Annotated in this window: 18 protein-coding genes and 2 pseudogenes; 13 read left to right on the forward strand and 7 right to left on the reverse strand. The window is 41.9% G+C overall.

Annotated elements, in window-relative coordinates:
- Nucleotides 1-119: 119 nt before the first annotated feature.
- The gene (locus KNP60_RS10870; protein WP_084158420.1) at nucleotides 120-452 is read right to left on the reverse strand and encodes a four-helix bundle copper-binding protein; all 333 of its coding nucleotides are present in this window, start codon (nucleotides 450-452) and stop codon (nucleotides 120-122) included.
- A gap of 272 nt (nucleotides 453-724) precedes the next feature.
- Between KNP60_RS10870 and copZ the strand changes: the two genes are divergently transcribed.
- The 3 genes from copZ to KNP60_RS10885 all read left to right on the forward strand — a co-directional run bounded on the left by copZ (nucleotide 725) and on the right by KNP60_RS10885 (nucleotide 4,512).
- Nucleotides 725-928 carry a copper chaperone CopZ gene (copZ, locus tag KNP60_RS10875; RefSeq protein WP_029336157.1) on the forward strand — a complete coding sequence of 68 codons (204 nt, stop codon included), beginning with the start codon at nucleotides 725-727 and terminating at the stop codon, nucleotides 926-928.
- A 137-nt stretch (nucleotides 929-1,065) separates the two neighbouring features.
- Complete coding sequence (locus KNP60_RS10880) at nucleotides 1,066-3,204, forward strand: heavy metal translocating P-type ATPase (protein ID WP_029595516.1); 2,139 nt, start codon at nucleotides 1,066-1,068, stop codon at nucleotides 3,202-3,204.
- Between the two features lie 348 nt (nucleotides 3,205-3,552).
- Nucleotides 3,553-4,512: an IS30 family transposase gene (locus KNP60_RS10885; protein ID WP_114167461.1), complete on the forward strand. Its 960-nt coding sequence runs from the start codon at nucleotides 3,553-3,555 to the stop codon at nucleotides 4,510-4,512.
- Between the two features lie 96 nt (nucleotides 4,513-4,608).
- Here KNP60_RS10885 and KNP60_RS10890 read toward each other — a convergent pair whose 3' ends face one another.
- Entirely contained in the window at nucleotides 4,609-4,950 is a 342-nt protein-coding gene (locus KNP60_RS10890; protein WP_029595514.1) for a YolD-like family protein, read from the reverse strand.
- A gap of 371 nt (nucleotides 4,951-5,321) precedes the next feature.
- On the opposite strand from KNP60_RS10890, the gene KNP60_RS10895 reads away from it, so the two are divergent.
- Nucleotides 5,322-5,777, forward strand: a complete 456-nt coding sequence (locus KNP60_RS10895) for a JAB domain-containing protein (protein ID WP_035385670.1) — start codon at nucleotides 5,322-5,324, stop codon at nucleotides 5,775-5,777.
- 494 nt (nucleotides 5,778-6,271) lie between these two features.
- On the opposite strand, the gene istB is transcribed toward KNP60_RS10895, so the two are convergent.
- Together istB and istA are read right to left on the reverse strand one after the other, a co-directional pair.
- The gene (gene istB, locus KNP60_RS10900; protein ID WP_029595512.1) at nucleotides 6,272-6,988 is read right to left on the reverse strand and encodes an IS21-like element helper ATPase IstB; all 717 of its coding nucleotides are present in this window, start codon (nucleotides 6,986-6,988) and stop codon (nucleotides 6,272-6,274) included.
- Nucleotides 6,985-8,421, reverse strand: a complete 1,437-nt coding sequence (gene istA, locus KNP60_RS10905; protein WP_029595511.1) for an IS21 family transposase — start codon at nucleotides 8,419-8,421, stop codon at nucleotides 6,985-6,987. Before istA ends, istB begins: the two co-directional genes overlap by 4 nt.
- Before the next feature lie 461 nt (nucleotides 8,422-8,882).
- On the opposite strand from istA, the gene KNP60_RS10910 reads away from it, so the two are divergent.
- Both KNP60_RS10910 and KNP60_RS10915 read left to right on the forward strand, forming a co-directional pair.
- Nucleotides 8,883-9,266: a hypothetical protein gene (locus KNP60_RS10910; protein WP_214797464.1), complete on the forward strand. Its 384-nt coding sequence runs from the start codon at nucleotides 8,883-8,885 to the stop codon at nucleotides 9,264-9,266.
- A gap of 195 nt (nucleotides 9,267-9,461) precedes the next feature.
- Nucleotides 9,462-9,590 (forward strand): annotated as a pseudogene (locus KNP60_RS10915) (ATP-binding protein); the annotation flags it as partial.
- A gap of 378 nt (nucleotides 9,591-9,968) precedes the next feature.
- Here the strand turns inward: KNP60_RS10915 and KNP60_RS10920 are convergent.
- The 3 genes from KNP60_RS10920 to KNP60_RS10930 form a co-directional block, all read right to left on the reverse strand.
- On the reverse strand, nucleotides 9,969-10,361 hold the full coding sequence (locus tag KNP60_RS10920) for a FixH family protein (protein ID WP_029336184.1): 393 nt from the start codon (nucleotides 10,359-10,361) through the stop codon (nucleotides 9,969-9,971).
- A 770-nt stretch (nucleotides 10,362-11,131) separates the two neighbouring features.
- A complete protein-coding gene (locus KNP60_RS10925; RefSeq protein WP_029336183.1) occupies nucleotides 11,132-12,469 on the reverse strand; it encodes a murein hydrolase activator EnvC family protein in 1,338 nt (445 codons plus the stop codon).
- A 307-nt stretch (nucleotides 12,470-12,776) separates the two neighbouring features.
- Nucleotides 12,777-14,318, reverse strand: coding sequence for an N-acetylmuramoyl-L-alanine amidase (locus KNP60_RS10930; RefSeq protein ID WP_081828362.1), 1,542 nt, complete (start codon nucleotides 14,316-14,318; stop codon nucleotides 12,777-12,779).
- A gap of 384 nt (nucleotides 14,319-14,702) precedes the next feature.
- Here KNP60_RS10930 and KNP60_RS10935 point away from each other — a divergent pair, with 384 nt between their 5' ends.
- The 7 genes and pseudogenes from KNP60_RS10935 to KNP60_RS10965 all read left to right on the forward strand — a co-directional run bounded on the left by KNP60_RS10935 (nucleotide 14,703) and on the right by KNP60_RS10965 (nucleotide 20,736).
- On the forward strand, nucleotides 14,703-15,377 hold the full coding sequence (locus tag KNP60_RS10935) for a thioredoxin domain-containing protein (protein ID WP_029595508.1): 675 nt from the start codon (nucleotides 14,703-14,705) through the stop codon (nucleotides 15,375-15,377).
- Nucleotides 15,374-15,793, forward strand: coding sequence for a disulfide oxidoreductase (locus tag KNP60_RS10940; protein WP_029336179.1), 420 nt, complete (start codon nucleotides 15,374-15,376; stop codon nucleotides 15,791-15,793). The genes KNP60_RS10935 and KNP60_RS10940 overlap by 4 nt, the downstream gene beginning before the upstream one ends.
- A 420-nt stretch (nucleotides 15,794-16,213) precedes the next feature.
- Nucleotides 16,214-16,552, forward strand: coding sequence for an ArsR/SmtB family transcription factor (locus tag KNP60_RS10945; protein WP_029336177.1), 339 nt, complete (start codon nucleotides 16,214-16,216; stop codon nucleotides 16,550-16,552).
- Between the two features lie 23 nt (nucleotides 16,553-16,575).
- The gene (locus KNP60_RS10950; RefSeq protein WP_029336176.1) at nucleotides 16,576-17,517 is read left to right on the forward strand and encodes a cation diffusion facilitator family transporter; all 942 of its coding nucleotides are present in this window, start codon (nucleotides 16,576-16,578) and stop codon (nucleotides 17,515-17,517) included.
- Between the two features lie 124 nt (nucleotides 17,518-17,641).
- Nucleotides 17,642-18,457, forward strand: a complete 816-nt coding sequence (locus KNP60_RS10955) for a ZIP family metal transporter (protein ID WP_029336175.1) — start codon at nucleotides 17,642-17,644, stop codon at nucleotides 18,455-18,457.
- A gap of 321 nt (nucleotides 18,458-18,778) precedes the next feature.
- A pseudogene (locus tag KNP60_RS10960) lies at nucleotides 18,779-19,672 on the forward strand (arsenic resistance protein).
- Between the two features lie 212 nt (nucleotides 19,673-19,884).
- Complete coding sequence (locus KNP60_RS10965) at nucleotides 19,885-20,736, forward strand: cation diffusion facilitator family transporter (RefSeq protein ID WP_029336174.1); 852 nt, start codon at nucleotides 19,885-19,887, stop codon at nucleotides 20,734-20,736.
- Nucleotides 20,737-20,999: the final 263 nt, after the last annotated feature.

Here is a 20,999-nt window from a genome sequence, read left to right on the forward strand (position 1 = left end):
GAATGCCGACTTCTCGCCATAAAAAAACACTCCCCAATAGAATAAACAGATTTGTTATTTCATCTGTCTACCTATTGGGGAGCATATCAAATATTTCCGACGGGCCTTTTTGAGTAAGGTTATGCGGCGTTACGGCAAGCTTCTGCACATCTACGGCAAGCTTCCGCACAGCGTCTGCAATGTTCATGATGATCGGCGTGCTTCTCACATTCCTCTGCGCAAGCTTCGCAAATGGTTGCGCAAACGGCTGCCAGTTCGGAAACGAACGGTGAATTGTGAGTAATGGCATGTTCCAAAAATGCACACATGTCCGCGCATTCCCGGTCTAATCGAATGCACTGTGCTAGCATCTTCACATCATCTTCCTGCAGACAAGCGTCAAAACAATGGTTACATTCCGCTGCACAATCATGTAATGCCCGAATCAATTCCTGATGTTGTTCATGAGCCATGTTAAAACCTCCATTTCTTATTTTTGTTTCATTTACTTGATTTCCCTCTCCTTTCCAAACTAAACAGAAATACCGAAACTCCATAGAAACTGCACATTTTATAGACAAGTAATCAAATATTAAAATCAATGGTGCGGTTTTTTTGGGGGGTCATTGTGAACTTCTAAATTAGAGTCATGGAAACAGCGATAAAGTAAAATGATACTAAACACTTGATATACCCTATCGGGGTATGTTAAGTTTAAGGAAATATTACTTTAGGAGGAATAATAATGATTGAAACATTAAAAGTACAAGGTATGTCCTGCGGCCACTGTGCAAACTCGGTTGAAACGGGCGTCGGTGAACTCGAAGGGATTTCATCTGTGACAGTTGATCTTAAAAAAGGCGAAGTGGCAGTAGACTATGATACTGCCAAGACATCATTAAACGAAATTCAGAAAGCGATTGAAGAACAAGGGTATGACGTCGTATAAGGGTGCTTTCACAGCACACTTTACTTTTAAATGAAATATACCCTCGCGTGGTATATTCGGCAAGAACTTTGTGAATGTTAAGAATGTAAATAGGGTTAAATAGGATAAGAACCACTAGTTTGGAGGAGGCGCACTGAATGGCTAAAAATGATAAAGACCATCACCACCATCAAGACGAACAGGTAGATCACAGTAAAATGGATCATTCCAAACATGTTGGGCATTCGTACCATGAAGACCAAGTGAAAGAAGGCATTCAAGACGACAGCAATCCTGCCAAAATTCATGATGATCATGCCCATCACAATCATGGTGGCCACGATCATAGTGACCATGGACATCACCATCATGGGAATTTCAAAGAAATTTTCCTGAAGTCGCTGCCCTTGGGCATTGTCATTCTATTATTGTCGCCGATGATGGACGTTCGGCTTCCTTTCCAATTTACTTTTCCATACTCGGATATTGTGGTCGCTGTATTAGCAACTATCTTATTGGTTTATGGCGGAAAACCCTTCTATCAAGGTGCAATCGCTGAATTTAAGGAAAAAGCACCGGGCATGATGGCCCTTATTTCATTAGGGATATCCGTTTCCTATTTGTACAGCATTTACGCCGTGCTGGCACGCTACGTAACCGGCGATCACATCATGGATTTCTTCTTTGAATTCGCGTCCTTGCTGTTGATCATGCTCCTTGGACACTGGATCGAAATGAAGGCTATCGGAGAAGCAGGAGACGCGCAAAAATCGCTCGCCGAATTGGTGCCGAAAGATGCACATGTGGTATTGGAAGATGATTCGATCGAGACGCGTCCCGTAAATGAGCTGAAAGTCGGAGACCTTGTACGGGTTCAGGCCGGAGAAAACGTCCCTGCCGATGGCATCATCAAAAGAGGCACCTCGCGGATCAATGAAGCTTTGCTGACGGGGGAATCTAAACCCATTGAAAAAGGAGCCGGAGACAAAGTGATCGGCGGTTCCACGAACGGTGCAGGCATCATATATCTTGAAGTACAGGAAACCGGCGACCAATCGTTCATTTCCCAAGTACAAACCCTGATAAGCCAGGCGCAGGATCAACCTTCAAGAGCTGAAAATCTGGCTCAAAAAGTAGCCGGCTGGCTGTTTTATATCGCCATTGCGGCGGCTTTCCTCGCTTTTGTCGTTTGGCTGTACATTGCTGACATTCAAACCGCTGTTCTTTTTACGGTTACGACATTAGTCATTGCATGTCCACACGCTCTCGGCCTTGCCATTCCGCTGGTTATTGCACGAAGCACCAGTTTAGGTGCAAGCCGCGGGCTGTTGGTGAAAGACCGCGAAGCATTGGAGCTGGCAACTAAGGCTGATGTAATGATACTGGATAAAACGGGTACATTGACTACTGGCGAATTTAAAGTTTTGAACATGGAAACACTGGATGGTCAACATACCGAAGCCGAAATCGCGGCGTTAATGGCAGGGATTGAAGGCGGGTCCAGCCACCCAATCGCCCAGTCAATCGTCCAATACGCTGAGAAACAAGGGATTCAGCCTGTCCACTTTGATTCGATTGATGTTGTGTCGGGTGCGGGTATAGAAGGAAACGCCAATGGCCGCAAATACGAATTGATCAGCCAAAAGGCACTTGGAAGAGATGTAGCGGTGGATGTTCCCAAAGGGGCAACATTAAGTATACTAGTTGAGGACGGGAATCCGATCGGTACGGTCGCATTAGGCGATGAATTGAAAGAAACGAGCAGAACGCTGATACAGGCATTGAAGCATTACAATATAAAACCGATTATGGCTACAGGTGACAATGAAACGGCGGCCCAAGGAGTAGCAGAGGAACTGGGCATTGAATACAGAGCCAATCAATCACCGCAAGATAAATATGGTTTAGTGGAATCACTGAAAAATAATGGACAAACGGTTATCATGGTCGGCGATGGCGTCAACGATGCACCATCCCTTGCAATAGCAGACGTTGGGATAGCAGTCGGTGCCGGAACTCAAGTCGCCATCGATTCCGCTGATGTGATTTTGACTCAGTCGGATCCAGGCGATATTGAATCCTTTATCGAATTGGCCAATAAAACAACCAGTAAAATGAAACAGAACCTCGTGTGGGGAGCCGGTTATAACTTTATTGCCATTCCCATAGCGGCGGGTGTTCTAGCCTCCATTGGGATTACGTTGGCTCCTGCCGCAGGAGCAGTTCTGATGTCCGTGTCCACGGTTATCGTGGCTATCAATGCGATGACATTGAAACTAAGAAATAGAGCTGTTTAACACCGTGTTTAATTGTCGTACACGAAAAGTGCTGCCTCCCAAAAGTTGAATTTTCTTTAACCTTGGGGGCACAGTTTTGTATTAGGTTAAAGTCAAACGGAGGTTTGAAGACTTTGGATAATTAAATATATTTTTATAGTTAACATATGAGATATTATCGGAAGAGAGGAAGCCCAAAAGCTTCTTCTCTTTTCTACTTAAATTCAATTAACACAAAAAAGTTTTCAAAAATTGATCATTCATTCATTAATCGCCGATTGTAAAATTAAGCTAGACAATTGAAAAAGCCATTCGTGGTACACTCACAATGTATTTTCCGACCAAAGAAAAACATAGGAGTGATCACGAATGACCTACACCCATCTTACCACGGATGAACTGGTGATGATAGAATCCTACCACCGCCAAAATATACCTGTAGCGATCATTGCTAAGTTGATGAACCGTTCCAGGCAGCCAATCTACAACGTCATCAATTTCCTGAAATCAGGACATACAGCGCTCGACTTCTACACGCAATACAAGAAAAATAAGAAACGCTGCGGCCGGCGGAAGATTGTCCTGCCGAAGAAACAAGTGGCCTATGTTCAAGACAAGGTGGCGCAGGGCTGGACGCCGGATGTCATTGTCGGCCGGGCAGAAACGGCCATCGATTGTTCCGCGCGCACCATCTATCGCATGTTCAAAAATCAGGTCTTTGACGCCGCCACGCTGCCGATGAAAGGAAAACGGAAACCCAATGGACACCAGGAACGCCGGGGAAAACAGGCGTTCAAACGCCATATTTCCGAACGGGAAGCCGACAACCCGTCGTTCAAAAAAGAGTTCGGGCATATCGAAGGCGACACCATTGTGGGTGCCCGCCACAAAAGTGCGGTGATCACGCTGGTCGAACGGCTGACGAAAGTCATCATCGCCCTGAAGCCTGCAGGACGCAAGGCTTGCGATATTGAAACTGCGTTGAACCAGTGGTTCCAAGGGGTCCCGAGAAATCTGTTCAAATCCATCACGTTTGATTGCGGCAAGGAATTCTCCAATTGGAAACCGTTGTGCAACCGGCACGACGTCTCGATTTACTTTGCGGATCCCGGCACGCCTTCTCAGCGCGCCTTGAATGAAAACTCCAACGGGCTCCTGCGGAAAGACGGCTTGGCAAAGGAAATGGACTTCAACCAGGTGGATCAAACATTCATTTCGTCGGTGGCCGACAAGCGGAATAACATCCCAAGAAAGTCACTGAATTACCGCACACCGTTGGAGGCATTTTTGAGTCACCTGAATGGAGTCGATCTGTCTAGCTTAAATTGACAAACGGAATGATTTAAAGATATCAGTGTACTGCAACTTTTAACTGATACATCTATAAAAGCAGCAAAGGATTTTTCGTCAGCAACCGCCAGGGCGTTAGTCTATCGATTGTTCGACGTGAATGATTGCCTCGAACGGCACATGGATGATCCCTTCCCTTTGATTGGCCAGCTCGACGGTCCGCTCCATGTAGTTCGTCCGGTGCACGAATCCTCTGAATCGTTTCATCTCCCGCTTCTCCACATATTTTACCTCTACCAAATCTCCGCTGAAGATCGCGTCGTTCAGCACATTCTCATAGACCGATAGGACCTGTTCATCGATATCTGGCATCTCAATTTTTTGAATCTCTTTATAGTATTTCGTCAGTAGCGCCTTGTGCTCGGGCATGAGGAATGGGATCCATTTCAATTCGCCCCGATCGCGATACATCGTCATAATAATTACCCCTCTCAATAAAACGAACGTTTGTTCTTATTTTATACCCGATTTGTCCCGTTTGAACAGCCTTTTTCGTGATTGGTAATCCGTGCGTCCTGTTTCCGTACTCTAGCTCGCTGGTCTTCGGTGCAAGGGACGTCAAAAAAATGACGCGCCCTCCGGCCCGTCTTCCTTCGCTTTAGGCTCAAAGCGAGGCTTTTCGCTCGTTGGCTACGGAAGCCTGTCCCTCCGTTTGCTCTACGCATTTTTTTGAGGCTCTCCCTGCGGTCGCCCTTGCACCGTCTCCCGACGCTCGCTTCGTTCCCGTCAACAGGACGCACAACGGTGTTCGTTCTGAGCTCGGCTTATCCGAAAGGGGACAAACCATCATGGAACTTACATCCATCATCGAGGTCATTCGTATCAAACAAGAGATTCGCGAGGAGATGGTCGCTCTCGAGCACGCCATCATCCAATCACCGGACAGTGCCCGACAAATCGGTTCCTCGTTCATCGGGGACGACGACCGTGAAGTGTTCCTCGTCATCATGCTCAACACAAAGAACCGGGTCATCGGCGTCCACCGGGCACACGTCGGGAGCGTCAACTCGAGTGTCGTCCACCCACGGGAGGTCTTCAAATGCGCCATCTTGAACAACGCCTCGTGCCTCATCGTCTGTCATCAGCACCCGAGCGGGGACCCGACGCCGAGCCGGGAGGACATCCTCGTCTCCGAACGGTTACATGAGGCGGGGGACCTCATCGGCATCCCGGTGCTCGACCATCTCATCCTCGGAGCGGACGAGTCGTACGTCAGCATGAAACAGCGAGGTTACATGGGTTGAACGGAATGGAGTGGGGCCGGGGGACCGGTCCCGGTCCGTCCGGTAAGGACAAGGAAGAAAAACGTACGTTTTTCTTTGACTGGATGGGCGACTCGCGTTGCTCTCGCCTGGATCCATAGAGCGGGATCCGGAAAAGGGTCGTTTTCGCATGACGAAAACGCGATGGTTCGTGTGTGAAGGTTGGACGTTGTTTTGGTCTGTCTCGTAAGAAGACTATTTGATGAAATGACAGAAGTGAAAACACGGTTTGTTTATTGAAAATGAGCATGTTTTCTAAACAAGCCCTAGGGCTTACGTGAAATTAGGCGAGATGTTGTCTGCTTGGATGCGAGGTATCATGAGGCTATCAACAGGAGAGGAAGATTCAGATGGACAGTTACCAACTAGATCAACAGACGATGGACGAGATGACGGAGGTATTGCTTCGACTGTATTTTGCAATACAAATGTGCACAATAATGCAACGAAAAGTACAGAACTTTGCCAGCTGGGTTTTAGTGTTTCGACAACGCATGCGTGACACGATAACTGTCACCTGTAAAGTTTAGTATGTGAGCGTGATGGATGACGCGATCGACGAGTGCCGCAGTCAAGCGCGCGTCGCCAAAGATGCGATTCCATTGGCTGAACTCAAGGTTGGATGTGATGATCAGGCTCTTTCGCTCGTACCAGTCGGTGATGAGATGAAACAGAAGTTCCGCAGATTCTTTTGTGAGAGGGAGATATCCCATCTCATCTAAAATAATCATATCTGCCGACTCGAGACGAGAATGGAAGTTGCCTAGTTTTCCATCCCGCCAGGCCTTGTTAAGTTGCTCGACGAGTTCAGAGACCCGGAAGAACCTCACCTCATAACCTTTGTGACAAGCTTCTCTCCCGAGCCCGATGGCCAAATGGGTCTTTCCTGTACCCGGGGACCCTGTCAGAACGACGTTCTGTGAGTGCTCGACGAAATTCAGTGAGGTCAGTTCGTCCTTATCTAAATGCTTTGGGAAGTAGATGTGATTGCCCCAATGATAGTCGTCTAGTGACTTATTGTTGATGAATTTTGCCTTTTTGATTAACCGTTGCGCTTTCGCTTCCTCGCGGAGGCGCATTTCCATCGAGAAAAGCTCCGTGAGAAACTTTTCAGGGGATTCCGTTGGAATCGATTCATAGATTTCAGCGACATAGGCAAGGCGGAGCGATTTGCACATTTCTTTTAGGCTCATACTGCACCACCTTCTCCCCAAGGCCGATTCAGGCTATCGTACTTGCTCCAATCCACATCATAAGGATGGTCCTCAACCACGGCTGGATCGTCGTCCTCGCTCAGTAGCTCGTATAGGCGTTCATTGATCTCGAGGATTGGATAGAGTGCGAGCTTGGCTCGGATCCAGGCCAGTCTTTCCTGCCGAACGAGTAAGTTGGGTACGCCCAGGTACTCTTTGATTCTACCCGGCAGATATTCGGAATAACGGGAGTGCCCGAAGCTTCTCGGCTTCTTGTGCCAAGTGCTGATGATGTTTTCCCATGGGAGCGCACGCTTTGTCATCATGTAGGGACGTTTTTCTTCGTAGAGGATTTCTCCGTGAAGTGAGAGAATCTTCATCGAATCCCACCTTAAGATGGCGCGTACTTGCCCATGACGAGCCCCTGAAGGGATCAAGACTTTCGTCTTATCGATCGTTATTTCGCCGTACTTGTTCACCTTGAACAGTTCTTCTTTGAAGACGGGGAAGTCTTCTTGCGGCAATCGCAATAGATGTCTCTGCTCTTCTTCGAACAACTCACGGATCAGCACATGCTTTTCGTAATGCACTCTCTCCATGTCATCCCGTAGGGAAGCTGCGAGTTGCCGGTTCGTCGAATCGTAATCATGCATGACAGGGGCTGGGACAAGAAAATTGTACCGAACGTATCCTACCTTGTTCTCGACACTTCCTTTCTCGTTACCTCTGTAAGGATTACAGCTTTGAACTTGGAAGCCGTAATGTGCCATGAACTGCAGGAAAGCATCTGTATAGATCGCCTCTTCTTTTGTCGTTCGTGGTTGGATGACTGCGGCGGGGAGATTATCGATTCTGAGCTGTTGCGGTACACCACCGATTTCTTCAAAAAGCATTTTGAGTCCCGTCAAAAAGCACTCTTGGTTTTCTGCGGGCAGGGCGACAGCTGCTGTGCGGTTACTGAAGGGCAGGCTCATGACGAGGCATTTTACATCGACCGCATGACTATCTTTGACGACTTCCATCGTCCCGAAATCTACCTGTGCCTCACCCGGAGGGTGTTGCAATCGTTCTTGCCTTGTGTCGTTTTCCTCCTCGCTCGTCATATGCCAGCTCTTGATGAAATTGCAGACCGTCCGGTAAGAACCCTCGAATCCGTTCGCCACCAGCGTTTCATAAAGCTTTTTATTCGTTCGTCTTAACTTTTTCTGAAGCATTTGATCCTCGGTCAACCAATCCTCGACCATCTCGCCCCATTTCGTTCCGTACATCATGCCTCTCTTGGGGCGAATGGTTTCACTCGGCAGTTGAGCTGAATCCGCGTATTTTTTTACCGTCCTCCAGTTGAGGTCTAGATTTTTAGCGATTCGATTGATCGAATGTGATTTGTGGTTTCTCAGATATTTGATACAATTGATATCGGACATTGCTAGCATTCCTTCCATCTCCTAACGTTCTTGTGTCGCAACTTAAACGTTAGGGTGAGATTATGGTTGCTGGCAAGTCCTTTTTCTTTTCTAAAATAGGAGTGCAGAGTTGTGTACGTTTCCGTTGCACACTTCTGCACTCCTATTTTGCATTACACACTTCGACGCCTTCCTGACCGGCTCCAAGAAGATTTTGACGACTTAAAACTTGTGAGCATGGATCTTCTTTGTGATGTGAAGGAAGGAGAACGCTTGACCCACCTCACCGTCTTTTTCAATACCAATATGATTCGACGGAATCGTCGTACATAAGAACAAAAATATTTGTATACATGTATACATGTAGATTTGTATACGCGTATACATGTATACATTTTTTAAAGTCGTCATTTCTGTAGTTTCATGAACAAGGACTGAACTGGCTCTGGACGGGGAATCGTTCTATAGCGAAGCGGAAGGGGGGAGACGTGATGGATGAGGGGCTGCTTGATGACTATGCGTTCGCTGGATTGGATCCGTTCGTCCGGACGGTGTTCTCGGAACTGATGGAACATCCCGAATGGATGCGTGTCGTCGACAGGGAACATTGCGTCGAGAAGGTCGTCCGGTTCGATGACGGACGGAACTCGCCTTACTTCCGGGTGCTGATCTATCTGGATCCAGAAGAGCGTCCGATCAAGAAAGTGTATCTATACGGGACATGGGTGGTGGCGGATGGAGAAGTCAGCTTCGTCGTCTCAGAGCTATCCAAGGGTGTATTCGAATATGAAGTGATGCATGTCCATTGGCTCATCAAGTATCGGTTCGAGGATTGGGGCGTGTCTGAAGACGGGGCATGGGAGAAGGAATGGTGATCCGGGCTCATGCGTGAGCGTCTAACGCCAGGAGGCGAAGTCGCTCATCGCACCGCTGCCCCCCTGACGGCCCGATAACAAGAGCTGCTGGCTCACCGCCGCATCTCTATGTTCCTGGCCCTTTCTAACGGGAGGCACGGAGCGTAAGGGCAACGTCAAAAGCAAGAGCGTGGGCGCGTCTAACGCCACGCGGAGTGGCATTCGAATCTAGGACAGGCCCAAATCGCGGACGCAATTCTCGACAGGATCGTACACGACTCCTATAAAATCCTGGTCGATGGCGAAACCTCAATGAGGGAACACCACGGGCTAGGGATAAGCTAAGATCTTGGCCATCGATGAGTCGATGGCCTTTTTCTTCATATTGACTCGCTCAGTCGTCCGCACTAGTGGCTCTCTGTATCCGCAATACTCAGCAGGACAAAAAACGCATCCTTCGAGTTTTTGAGGATGCGTTTGAGCAATGTGACTCTATTTGACTCGCGTTTATATTCCTACATATAAGCATACAACTGATGGTAGTTTCCAAGGTGGAGCGACGGAATGGACGTATCAGACATTGGAGCGGAAAGGATATATCATAAAATTGGTATTTTTCGAGCATATATCACAAGGTTGATGTTGTCGCGCGATTCAATAAAAACGAGTTTTTTCATCATGGATTAGCTCGTCTATATTATTAATTGTAATAATTAAAATTTATTATTTTACTAATATTTCGTTTTTGGGCATAGAATGATAGCTTCTTGCTGTCGTATGTGAATATATAAAGTATTTACCGGGCTCTTCAAAAATATAAGAAATTACATACAGTCCGTCTTGTTGATAATTGGCTTCAATTTTTTCGTGTTGGCTTTCCTCTTGGCCTTCTTTCCATATCTCGAATTCAACTTTATCCGCATCGTCTACTTTCTCGTTTCCTTGAGAAACAGTTGCTATAAGTTCAATAACTTCGTTTGCTTTTACTATTTCAGGATCTGTTTTAAATTGTACATCAATTAATTCTGGAATCACTTCAGGTCCATTATTGCTTACTGTACTTCCACAACCAGATAATACTAACAAAACAATCAACAGTGAAAAAAACCTTGCCATCTTTTTTCTCTCCTTTAAACGATTTAATATTAACATACACGAAAATGTGATGTATTGATTATTACATTAAAAGTGACCTGATCATGCAATCTTATTAGCTATCGAGCATAGACCCCATGTCACTTTTAAGGTTCAAGACTTTATAGAGCGTCGTATGCTCGATTGGTTTACTTTTCTATATAAAAAATAAAGAAATGTACATTTTATATATTAAGTTCAATTTTATATATTAAGTTCAAAAGATATTAATTGAACTTAATCCAAAAAGTTGGATCATGAAATAGATCATCTGGTGACTTCGACAACCTAGGTTTGAATTTGGACCTTCATATCCGTAAATTTATCATCGACCGTTAGACACGGCCTTAGTAACCTAAGGTTCGTCTCGACGTATATTGCCAGTTGAAGGTCATCAAAGGAGAGAAGAGTCTGTACTTCAAGATTGAATCGATTAAAGATTGTCTACCCATCCATATCGTTTTTAATATCTACATAGTGAATGTGTATGTCGCACCTGAGATTGTATTCCCCAGGCACTCGTAGGGGGGTGGGGGCACGAACGAAAGCTCATCCTAACTTTCTGAAGTTTTTCTTGCGAGTCAGTTAGCGTTTGGTCACCGAGACTTTAAAAGCTTTCGGACATAAAAATCGCCCCATAAAAATTAGATTATCAGGTCCAACTTTTACGGGGCATCTAATATTCTGTGGTCTAAATATTAAGTGATTTACTGAAGTAATTATATAGTGTTAAACAATTTCGCCTCTGAAATTCAGAAAAATTGGGATGGGTTGACTGTATTCCCTGCACTTGTAGCTGAGTACGAATAGTTTCCTCGATGGACTTCAAAGTGTAAATGAGAACCGGTCGAATTTCCGGTACTCCCCATCGCACCGATGTTCTGTCCTCGGGTCACACGTTGTCCGGCGGAAACGGACAATGAGCTCATGTGAGCATAAAGGGTAGTCCAAACTTGACCGCCTATGACATGCGTAATGATGACATGATTTCCATAAGGTCCACCCCAGCCTGCTCGAGTTACAGTTCCTGTTTGAGCAGCCATAATAGGAGTTCCTACTGGTCCAGCTGTATCTAGTGCATTATGGAAGCTGTAGCCATTGGCCCCGCCTGCTGGACCCCATCCTTGGGTTACGATACCTGAGGTTGGACGTTGAAAAACTCCGCCACTTGTTGGAGAAGCGAGTGAATCCGTAGTCTTTGAAGTGTTTACCACTTTCTCAGAGTTTGGTGATTTTTCGAGAGAGGCTTTATTCTCGCTGATTTCATTTTTTTCGGCACTTTTTGCTTCTGCAGCTTTACGCGCAGCCTCTTTGGTACGAATTTTAGCTTGTTCTTCAAGCCTTTGGGCTTCAATCTCTGCTTGAATTGATTTTTCTTGTTCTTGAAGCGTCGATTCCATTTGTTGCAAGCTTACCAATTTAGATGTGAACTGGATTTTTTCGGCCTCTAATTTTTTTATTTGAGCAGCCCGCACTTTAATTTTGCCGTTCAATTTTTTCTGACTATTCTCTAGCTCTTCTTTTTGACTAATAAGCTTATCTTTTTCAGTGTCCAATTCAGCTTTAGCAATTTGAAGCTTATTTTTTGTTGATTGATATTCTTTGAAAAGTTCTTGATCATTTTCTTGAATCGTCCCTGCGGTGATCATGCGTGAAACCAGATCACCAAAGTCTTTTGAACCAAAAATAAATTCAGCCCAGTTTATAGAAGAACCACCGTTTTTTTGCATCGTGACCATGCGTTCTTCCATCAATGTCTTTTGAGAGCTCATTTTTTTCTGGAATTCTTTAATTTGAGTTTGAATCTGAGCAATTTTCTTTTGGGTTGTCCGAATTTCAGCCTTCTTCTGGGTGACCTCATTGATAATATCCTGTAACTCGGATTCCAAGTCATTCAGTTTCTGTTCTTCGAGTGTGATATCTTGTTCACGCTGCTGAATTGACGTATTAGCTTTACGTTGCTCTGTAGAATTTTGCGCTTGCTTCTGCTGGATATTTTTTTGTTTTTCAGTCAAGTTTAAAGCGTAAGAAGGGGATGCGCTTTGAACTAACATAACACCAAGTAAAGTTGAAGCTATAATTTTTTTCATGGTAAACAATGTTGTTGCCTCCGTAACTTATCTCTATTATAAAAAATGCGTTGCTGGATAAAAGTATTCGTATCATGATTAAAACTCGAACCGGAATCATTGTATCAATATTACTTCACCATCTATATTTCTATTTCTTTTCATTTCTATGTCAGTTGTTCTTTTGAGTTTATTGTCATTCGAGTATATCAAGAGAAATACTTATAATGCCATTTTGATGAGGAAATGAATGATGACCACTGAATTTAGGACATTTTGTCTCAAATTCAGTGGTCAAATCGTTTGTTAGTATTTGTTTGGTGTTTATTTAGTAGTAACTCTTCATAAATTTATCAATTCCTTTGGCGGTTGCTTTGATCATGTTACTTCCCGACATATAGGAGCGATCTACTGAGTTAGCAATAAAGCCATATTCGATGAGAGTAGAAGGTACCGTGTTTCTTCCTACCACATAGACATCTTGTCGCTTAACGCCTCGATTTTTAAAATCTGGAACGTTCATGGCGATTTCTTGATTAATTACTTCACCTAATCTGCGGCTAGCGTTCGCATATGGATTTGTGGTGTACGCGCTAGAAGTAGGGACGAGTGCTTCATGACCTGTAGCGAAAGAAGGTGAAGAATTAATGTGGACGCTTATGAAAGCGTCAGCATCAAGCCTTTCTGATAGATTGGTCCGCTCAACAAGTGACAAGTATCTATCATTTGAGCGCGTTAGTTTCACTTCATAAAGCTCATAGTTTTTCTTTAGTTCGTCGGCCACACGATTAGCAATGTTTAGGGTGAGTACTTTTTCTTGAACTGTACCGTTTGAAGTCACTGCACCAGCATCTCCCCCACCGTGTCCAGCGTCAATTAAAATCACGTGTTTGTTAGCTGGAATCACCGGTGATTTTATAGGAGTTTTTCCGGTAAATGGTTGCACAAAACCAGATGATACGTAACCGACTTGATTGTTATATCGCACCTTGTACCAACTGGCGCTTTTCGATATGACAGAAATCGAAGTGCCTGAGGGAATTGTTGTCAAAATAGATCCGTAACGACTCGCTTGGTTACGTAAATTAAGATTTTCGATAGTAATATATGTTGGATAAGTGGATAAAGAATCCCCCGGTGCCACTTGCACTATATAATGTCGAGCAGGTGTGAATCCTGTAATACCGTTATACATAACTTTTAACCAAGAACCCGTTGTGCCCGATTTTCCTAGTACAGTCACTTCAGTAGATGCTGGAATCGTAATAAGGACCTTTGAGTTCACTAAAGACATGCTTGAGCGAATCTCGGTCGTTTGCTTACTTCGTGACTTCATAGCCGAGGGCGATATGGTTACATACTGACTTGCCACATAGCCTTGAGTCCCATTGTATGATACTTTATACCAAGGGCCTGAGGCAGCATGGTACATTAGTGGGCTGGACTTTGGGATAGTCATTAAAACGGGTGATTTGACAGATGGGCCCTTACGCAGATTTAGTGAAGTTTTAGTTTTATATATTGTGTTTATTGAACTGACTGAATTTTTAGGTATAGGTTTTGGCGTCACGTACTTCGTTGAGACATAACCGATTTTTGAATTAAATGAAACTTTAAACCAGGATTTATCTTCTCCATATACACCTATCTTCTTAATGGTTTTTCCTTTTGGAATCGTCAAAAGGACTTTGCTTTTTGAAGAGAACGAGGAACGCAAATTCAAATTTTCAGTTGTTATGAATAGAGATTCCTCTGCATGTACGACGTTTAGGACGTTAACACTAGTTAAAAGCTTAAAGGGATAGAAAAAAGAAGTTAATAAAGCCAAGGAAATTACTAAGCTTATTCGAAATTTATGTTTAGACTTCATAATAGACTCCTCATATGTAGTTTTTTTGGTTGTAAAGACCCATGAATGGTTTTTTACTATCTGTATGGTACTTATCCTTTAAATATTAGTCATTCTATGCAACGATTATTGGCTTTCGTCTATCTACAGTTAAAAGTTTTCTTGCCCTGTTTTAAAATGCACTATTATTAAGGGGAATAGACGTATTTTAAGAAATAAATTGGCCCTCCTTTCATCTGCATAAAAGTTTAGTTGCATGAATGTGTTAGAATGTAACTTGTTTGACTCATAGATTTCGTTTTTAGAAGTCCATGGATTCAATGTTGAAAAACTAAGGATACTCTAGTATTTTTAGCTATAATTCTGATAAAAGAAATAACGAATTTATAAAAGAGGTGAATTGTTTTGAAAACTAATCAACTATTGACTATTTTTACATCCGTATTAGTAATTGCAGTCTTAGCTTTTTTATTTTTAAATGATCAAAGTTCCGAAAAATCAAAGACTAAAATTGTTCAAGATGAAAAGATATCAGTTAATAATCAACCTACAATAGGTAAAAAGGAAGCGCCGATATCAATTGTAGAATTCGGAGACTATAAATGCCCTTCGTGTAAAGAGTGGGGTGAAACAATCTATCCTCAACTTGTAAAAGATTACATTGAAAGTGGGAAAGCTTCCTTTAGTTACATTAATGTTTTGTTTCACGGAGATGAGTCCACTTTAGCTGCCCTTGCATCAGAATCTGTTTACAAAAATCACCCAGAATCATTTTGGCAATTTCACAAAGCTATTTATGAAGCTCAACCTGACGTGCAAATACACGATAATCCATGGGTTACGGTGGAGAAAATGGAAGAGATTGCGACGAAGACTGTCCCTTCTCTAGATTTAAATAAATTTAGAGAAGACCTATCAAGTCGTTCTTCTAGATTAGAATCAGTTAAAATGGATGCGGCGCTCGTAGAAAAATACAATGTTACACTGACCCCGACGATTGCAGTTAATGGGGTCATCCTTGAAAATCCATTCGACTATACCTCTATAAAAAAACAAATTGAAAAGGAGCTAACCCAATGAGCGCTTCAGTAATAAACCGATATGGACTGTACCTCGCCTGGGTTGTTTCAATTACTGCAGTACTTGGAAGTCTATATTTTAGCGAAATTCGTGGTTTTATACCTTGTGAACTCTGTTGGATTCAACGTATCTTTATGTACCCAATAGCTTTGATTCTTGCAATTGCAGTTTTCAGAGAAGATAGCTCAATCAAATTTTATGTTCTCCCTTTATCAATAATCGGATTCTGTATCTCTTTTTACCACTATCTTGTACAAAAGGTGCCCGGCTTTTCGGAAGTCAGACCATGTGAACAAGGAGTTTCCTGTAATGCACAGTACATTGACTGGATGGGTTTTATCACAATTCCGTTTTTAGCGTTGACCGCCTTTTTTCTGATTACAGTCATTCTTGGACGAATCAGTACCAAACAGTAGTTTTTGATTTGGATTTGAAAAATGAAGAACTAATTGTATCAAATTGGTATGCTTACTAAAAAACAGCTTTGATTTAGAAAAACATGAAAAGCTTTTTGAAGTTGGAAAATAGATTAGACAATACCCAGTAAATAATTCAATTGACGTTTTCTTAAAACGTTAGTGTACTATATTGATTTTTTGAAAAAGCGTGACTACCTATCGAGTATGAGATCTAACTAGCTCTCTAATAGGTAGTTTTTGTATGGCTAAAAATAAGAAATAATCGCAAAACCAGAGAAAGTATCTCAAATCTTCAAGTATGTAGAGCTGATAGAATAAATGTTTTTTAAATTAAGTGTTGACGGCACAGCAAAAGTCTAATAAGTTATATATGAACATATGAACATGTATAGTTATCATGAGCGGAGGTACTGACTTATGGATGAACCGATTGAAGATACTACAGAAAATGAAATAGAAATAGGGGCGCAGATTGACGATGAGACTCTATTTATTGTATCTCAGACGTTCAAGGCACTTAGTGACCCGACAAGAATTAAAATATTAACCCTGCTATGCACAAAGGAACATTCGGTCAACGGAATAGCTGATCTTCTTAACTTAAGTCAATCAAACGTGTCTCATCAGCTACGTTTTTTAAAAAATCTTCGACTTGTCAAGTTTAGAAGAGAAGGAACTACTCTATTTTATTCAGAAGATGATCACCATGTCATGAACTTACTAAGACAGGCGATTGAGCATGCGAAACACCACTAAATATAGTAAGGAGAGTTAATCTTATGGCACATAATCATGCACATGATCATTCTCATACCTCTAACAAAAAGATTTTGATCATTTCATTCTTTATTATTTCGGCATACATGGTTGTAGAGGCGATTGGAGGGTACCTTACAAATAGCTTAGCACTTTTAGCGGACGCAGGTCACATGCTTAGTGATGCGGCTTCGCTCGCTATTGCATTACTTGCCTTTAAATTAGGTGAACAAATAGCGAACAATCGTAAAACGTTCGGATATAGACGCTTCGAGATTCTAGCAGCTGTTTTAAACGGGGTCACACTCATACTGATTTCCATATATATCTTTTATGAGGCCATCAATCGATTTATTCAACCACCTGAGGTCGCATCCGTAGGAATGTTAATTGTTAGCAGTATTGGCCTTGCTATAAACCTTCTTGTTGGATGGATTATGTTAAGAGGTGCAGACGTAGAACATAATTTGAATATGCGAGGTGCTTATCTACATGTTGTAAGCGATACGTTGGGTTCAGTCGGTGCAATACTGGCAGCGCTTCTTATCATGGCATTTGGATGGAACTGGGCAGATCCGCTCGCAGGAATCATTGTAGCGGGACTTGTTTTACGAAGTGGTTATTTCGTGACGAAATCCGGATTGAACGTATTAATGGAAGGTGCACCACAAAACGTTGATGTCGAAAAGGTTCTTCAAGTCATTCACAACAAGGAGGGGGTACGGAGTATACACGACTTTCATCTTTGGAGTATCACAAGTGGAATGAATGCACTCTCATGTCATGTTGTCGTTGATGGTAATTTACAAATCTATGACAGTGAGAATCTACTTCAAGAAATTGAACACGATTTAGCACATCTGAACGTTCAACACTCTACGATTCAATTCGAAACTCTTTCTCATCCTCACAGCGATGAATTGCTTTGCAAACTGAAGGTAGGGGAAGTAGTACATCAACATTAAAAAAATCACCTGTTGAGTAGGATTGACAATCAAGAGGAGGAGACAGCAATGCTGATTTTGGATAATAGTTACTTAATTTTGAGCATGTATAGAAACTCGATTTTTGGCAACGGAGTTTTGATAGATGATTGAATATATTTCTTCGTTAGAACCCCTTACTCAAGCATTGCTGGGTACTTTATTCACTTGGGGGATGACGGCGCTTGGTGCCGCGTTAGTGTTTATGACAAAATCAATGAATCAAAAGCTAATGGATGGGATGCTCGGTTTTGCTGGAGGAGTAATGATTGCCGCTAGTTTTTGGTCATTACTCTCACCTGCAATTGAGATGGCGGAACAAGATTCTCTTCCGGCGTGGTTACCAGCTGCAATCGGTTTCTTACTTGGAGGATTCTTTTTATCAGGTGTTGATAAAGTGATTCCACATCTGCATCCCACTTCACCGATGGATGAGGCTGAGGGTATAAACCCTAAGAAGAGAAAGCGGAGCACGTTACTGGTGTTAGCAATAACATTGCATAATATTCCAGAGGGACTTGCCATAGGCGTTGCATTTGGAGCAGTTGCAGCAGGATTCCCTTCATCATCAATCACGGGAGCTATCGCGCTGGCAATCGGAATCGGCATACAAAATTTCCCTGAGGGTGCTGCTGTGTCAATGCCATTGAGACGAGATGGATTATCTCGTCGTAAAAGTTTTTTCTATGGCCAGTTATCTGGTATGGTTGAACCGTTCGCGGCGTTGGTAGGAGTAGTAGCAGTACTCATAATGGAGCCTTTACTTCCGTTTGCGCTAAGCTTTGCTGCAGGAGCAATGATTTTTGTTGTAGTGGAGGAGGTAGTCCCAGGATCTCAAGAAAATGGAAACAAGGACTTGGCTTCTGTTTGTTTAATGTTTGGCTTTACAATCATGATGATTTTAGATGTGGCTTTAGGCTAAAATAATTATTTTTTTAATGGTTATCACTTTATTTTTTGACTGATATATATTCAAGATACTAACTATATTCGGAAGTGTAAATAATGAGCCTTAATTATATTTACTTTCAGTCGGTATTTTTACTGTTGGATAAATAAAAATACTAGAAGAAAAAATATAAAACCTCTTGCCCTGGCAATTAAAATCGTGGAGTTATCTATTTCATTCTGAAATTTCCTGAAAATTTTGGGGGTGATTTTGATAGAGAAGGAAAGCAAATTCGGAATTCAAGTGCTAGAGAAGGTGGAAGCCCACCAAGTCAGTATATACATCATTTTTTTGATGTTGGCAGTAATCTTTGGTCTATTGAATACAGAAGCTGTATATCTCGATATTTTTATTTCTCCCCTTTTAGGAGTTTTGATGTATGGGATGTTCGTTCAAATTCCGTTTCTGAAATCGAATGGATCTGCTACAAACATGAGGTTTGTGGTAGCTCTTTTATTAGGAAATTTTGTTGCCGTTCCTTTAATAGTTTAGGTTTTGGTTATCATATTTCTTCAAGATTCATCACTAATGCTGGGGGTGTATTTGGTGTTGTTAACACCGTGCATCGACTATGTGATTGTTTTTACAAAGATGGGAAAGGGAAACGAATCAATATTGTTAAAAGTAACACCGATTCTTTTAATTTTACAGACGATACTCTTACCCATATATTTATTCGTATTATTAGGAGAAAAGGCTATTAGTATCGTTAGGATGGGTCCATTTCTAGATGCATTTCTATTTTTGATTTTTATACCGCTTCTATTAGCGATAATGACACAATTGTGTTCTAAAAAGAGTTCTTTAGGTAATCGTATCATGAAAATGCCGCCATGGATTCCCGTTCCATTTATGTCTTTTGTACTTTTTGTGGTAGTTGCCTCTCAAATTAGGGAAGTGTATAGTGACCTCGGGACATTAATAGATGTAATACCAATTTATATTTTATTTCTACTTATCATACCATGGGTGTCAAAGTCCCTTGGTAAGTTGTTCAAACTAGATATTGCTTCAAGAAGAGCAATTACATTTAGTATGGGAACAAGGAATTCACTTGTAGTTCTTCCATTAGCATCTATATTACCAGAGCCCCTATCAACACAAGTAGCTGTAGTGATCATTTTACAGACCGTTACCGAATTGTTCGGAGAAGTCTTATATATAAAATTAGTGCCTAAATGGTTCTAACAAATTAGATACATGTATTTAATTTCGCTTTCAAAAATTACGTCCTTCGATTGTTTATTAAAATATTAAGAACTGCGCTTAAGTTCTCAAGTATGCGTTGTTTACAATCAATAGGCAAAGAAATTTATTATATTGCAGAACGCTAGAGACCAGTATTATTCTAACAACTAACCTTTTTAAGGATGGACTACCAAGTGAGGAGAGATCGAACAATGGCGAGTACTGATAAGGCATCAAAAAATATCAAACTAGCATTTATAATTAATCTTGTTTTCTCGATTGGTGAATTTATCGGGGGATTTTTGATTAATAGTGTTGCAATCATGTCGGACGCCATTCACGATTTAGGTGATGCTCTTGCATTGGGCCTGTCCTGGTTCTTACAAAAATTTTCGAACAAAAAACCCGATCATAACTTCACTTTTGGATATAATCGTTTTTCCCTTTTAGGAGCATTAATAAATGCGACAATATTAATAATTGGATCTGTATATATTTTTACTCAAGCAATTCCTCTACTGTTTGAACCGGAGCATTCTAATGCACAAGGAATGATTTGGTTTGCAATTTTTGGTGTGCTTTTAAATGGTTTTGCGGCATTCCGTCTACACAAAGGAAAATCAGTAAATGAGGGAGTACTATCTTGGCACCTTTTAGAAGATGTTTTAGGTTGGATTGCCGTTCTTGTAGTAGGGATAGTTTTACTCTTCAAGGATATACATATACTTGACCCCATCCTATCAATTGCTATTGCGTTGTTTATATTAGTGAATGTGTTTCGTAATTTAGTTAAAACAATGAAAATACTTTTAGGTGCTGTCCCTGATGGTATTGACATCGATGAGGTGAAGCAAAAGATTGAAGGTATTGAAGAAGTGATTTCTGTTCAAAACCTATATGTCTGGTCAATTGATGGCGAAGATAACGCCATGAATTTACACTTAATAGTAGAAGAGATGAATCTAAAGGATTCAACTATTGTTAAACAAAAAGTCAAAGAAGTGACTTCAAAACTAGATATTAAACATTCTACAATAGAGTTAGAATCAAAAAAACACAACTAAAGAAATAAGTCATCCTTGCACCAAATCCACACTGAGGTTCGACATATGAGTAAAAATTCTATACTTCATACCGTCTGATACCAATAAATACTTTTCTACGTGCAAGGAAACTGAATATCGAATGAGGGTATATTTAGAAACCCCCTCATTCGTTTTTTTTTTGAACACTATCGAAATTTCGTCTCTTAAAATAGGATGTATTCGAATGAATGAATGATTCCAAAACGAACGTTCAAATATTTAGATTTAATTGTCATAGTTTA

The sequence above is a fragment of the Exiguobacterium sp. s5 genome, from assembly GCF_018618075.1.
GTDB classification, from domain to species: Bacteria; Bacillota; Bacilli; order Exiguobacteriales; family Exiguobacteriaceae; genus Exiguobacterium; species Exiguobacterium mexicanum_A.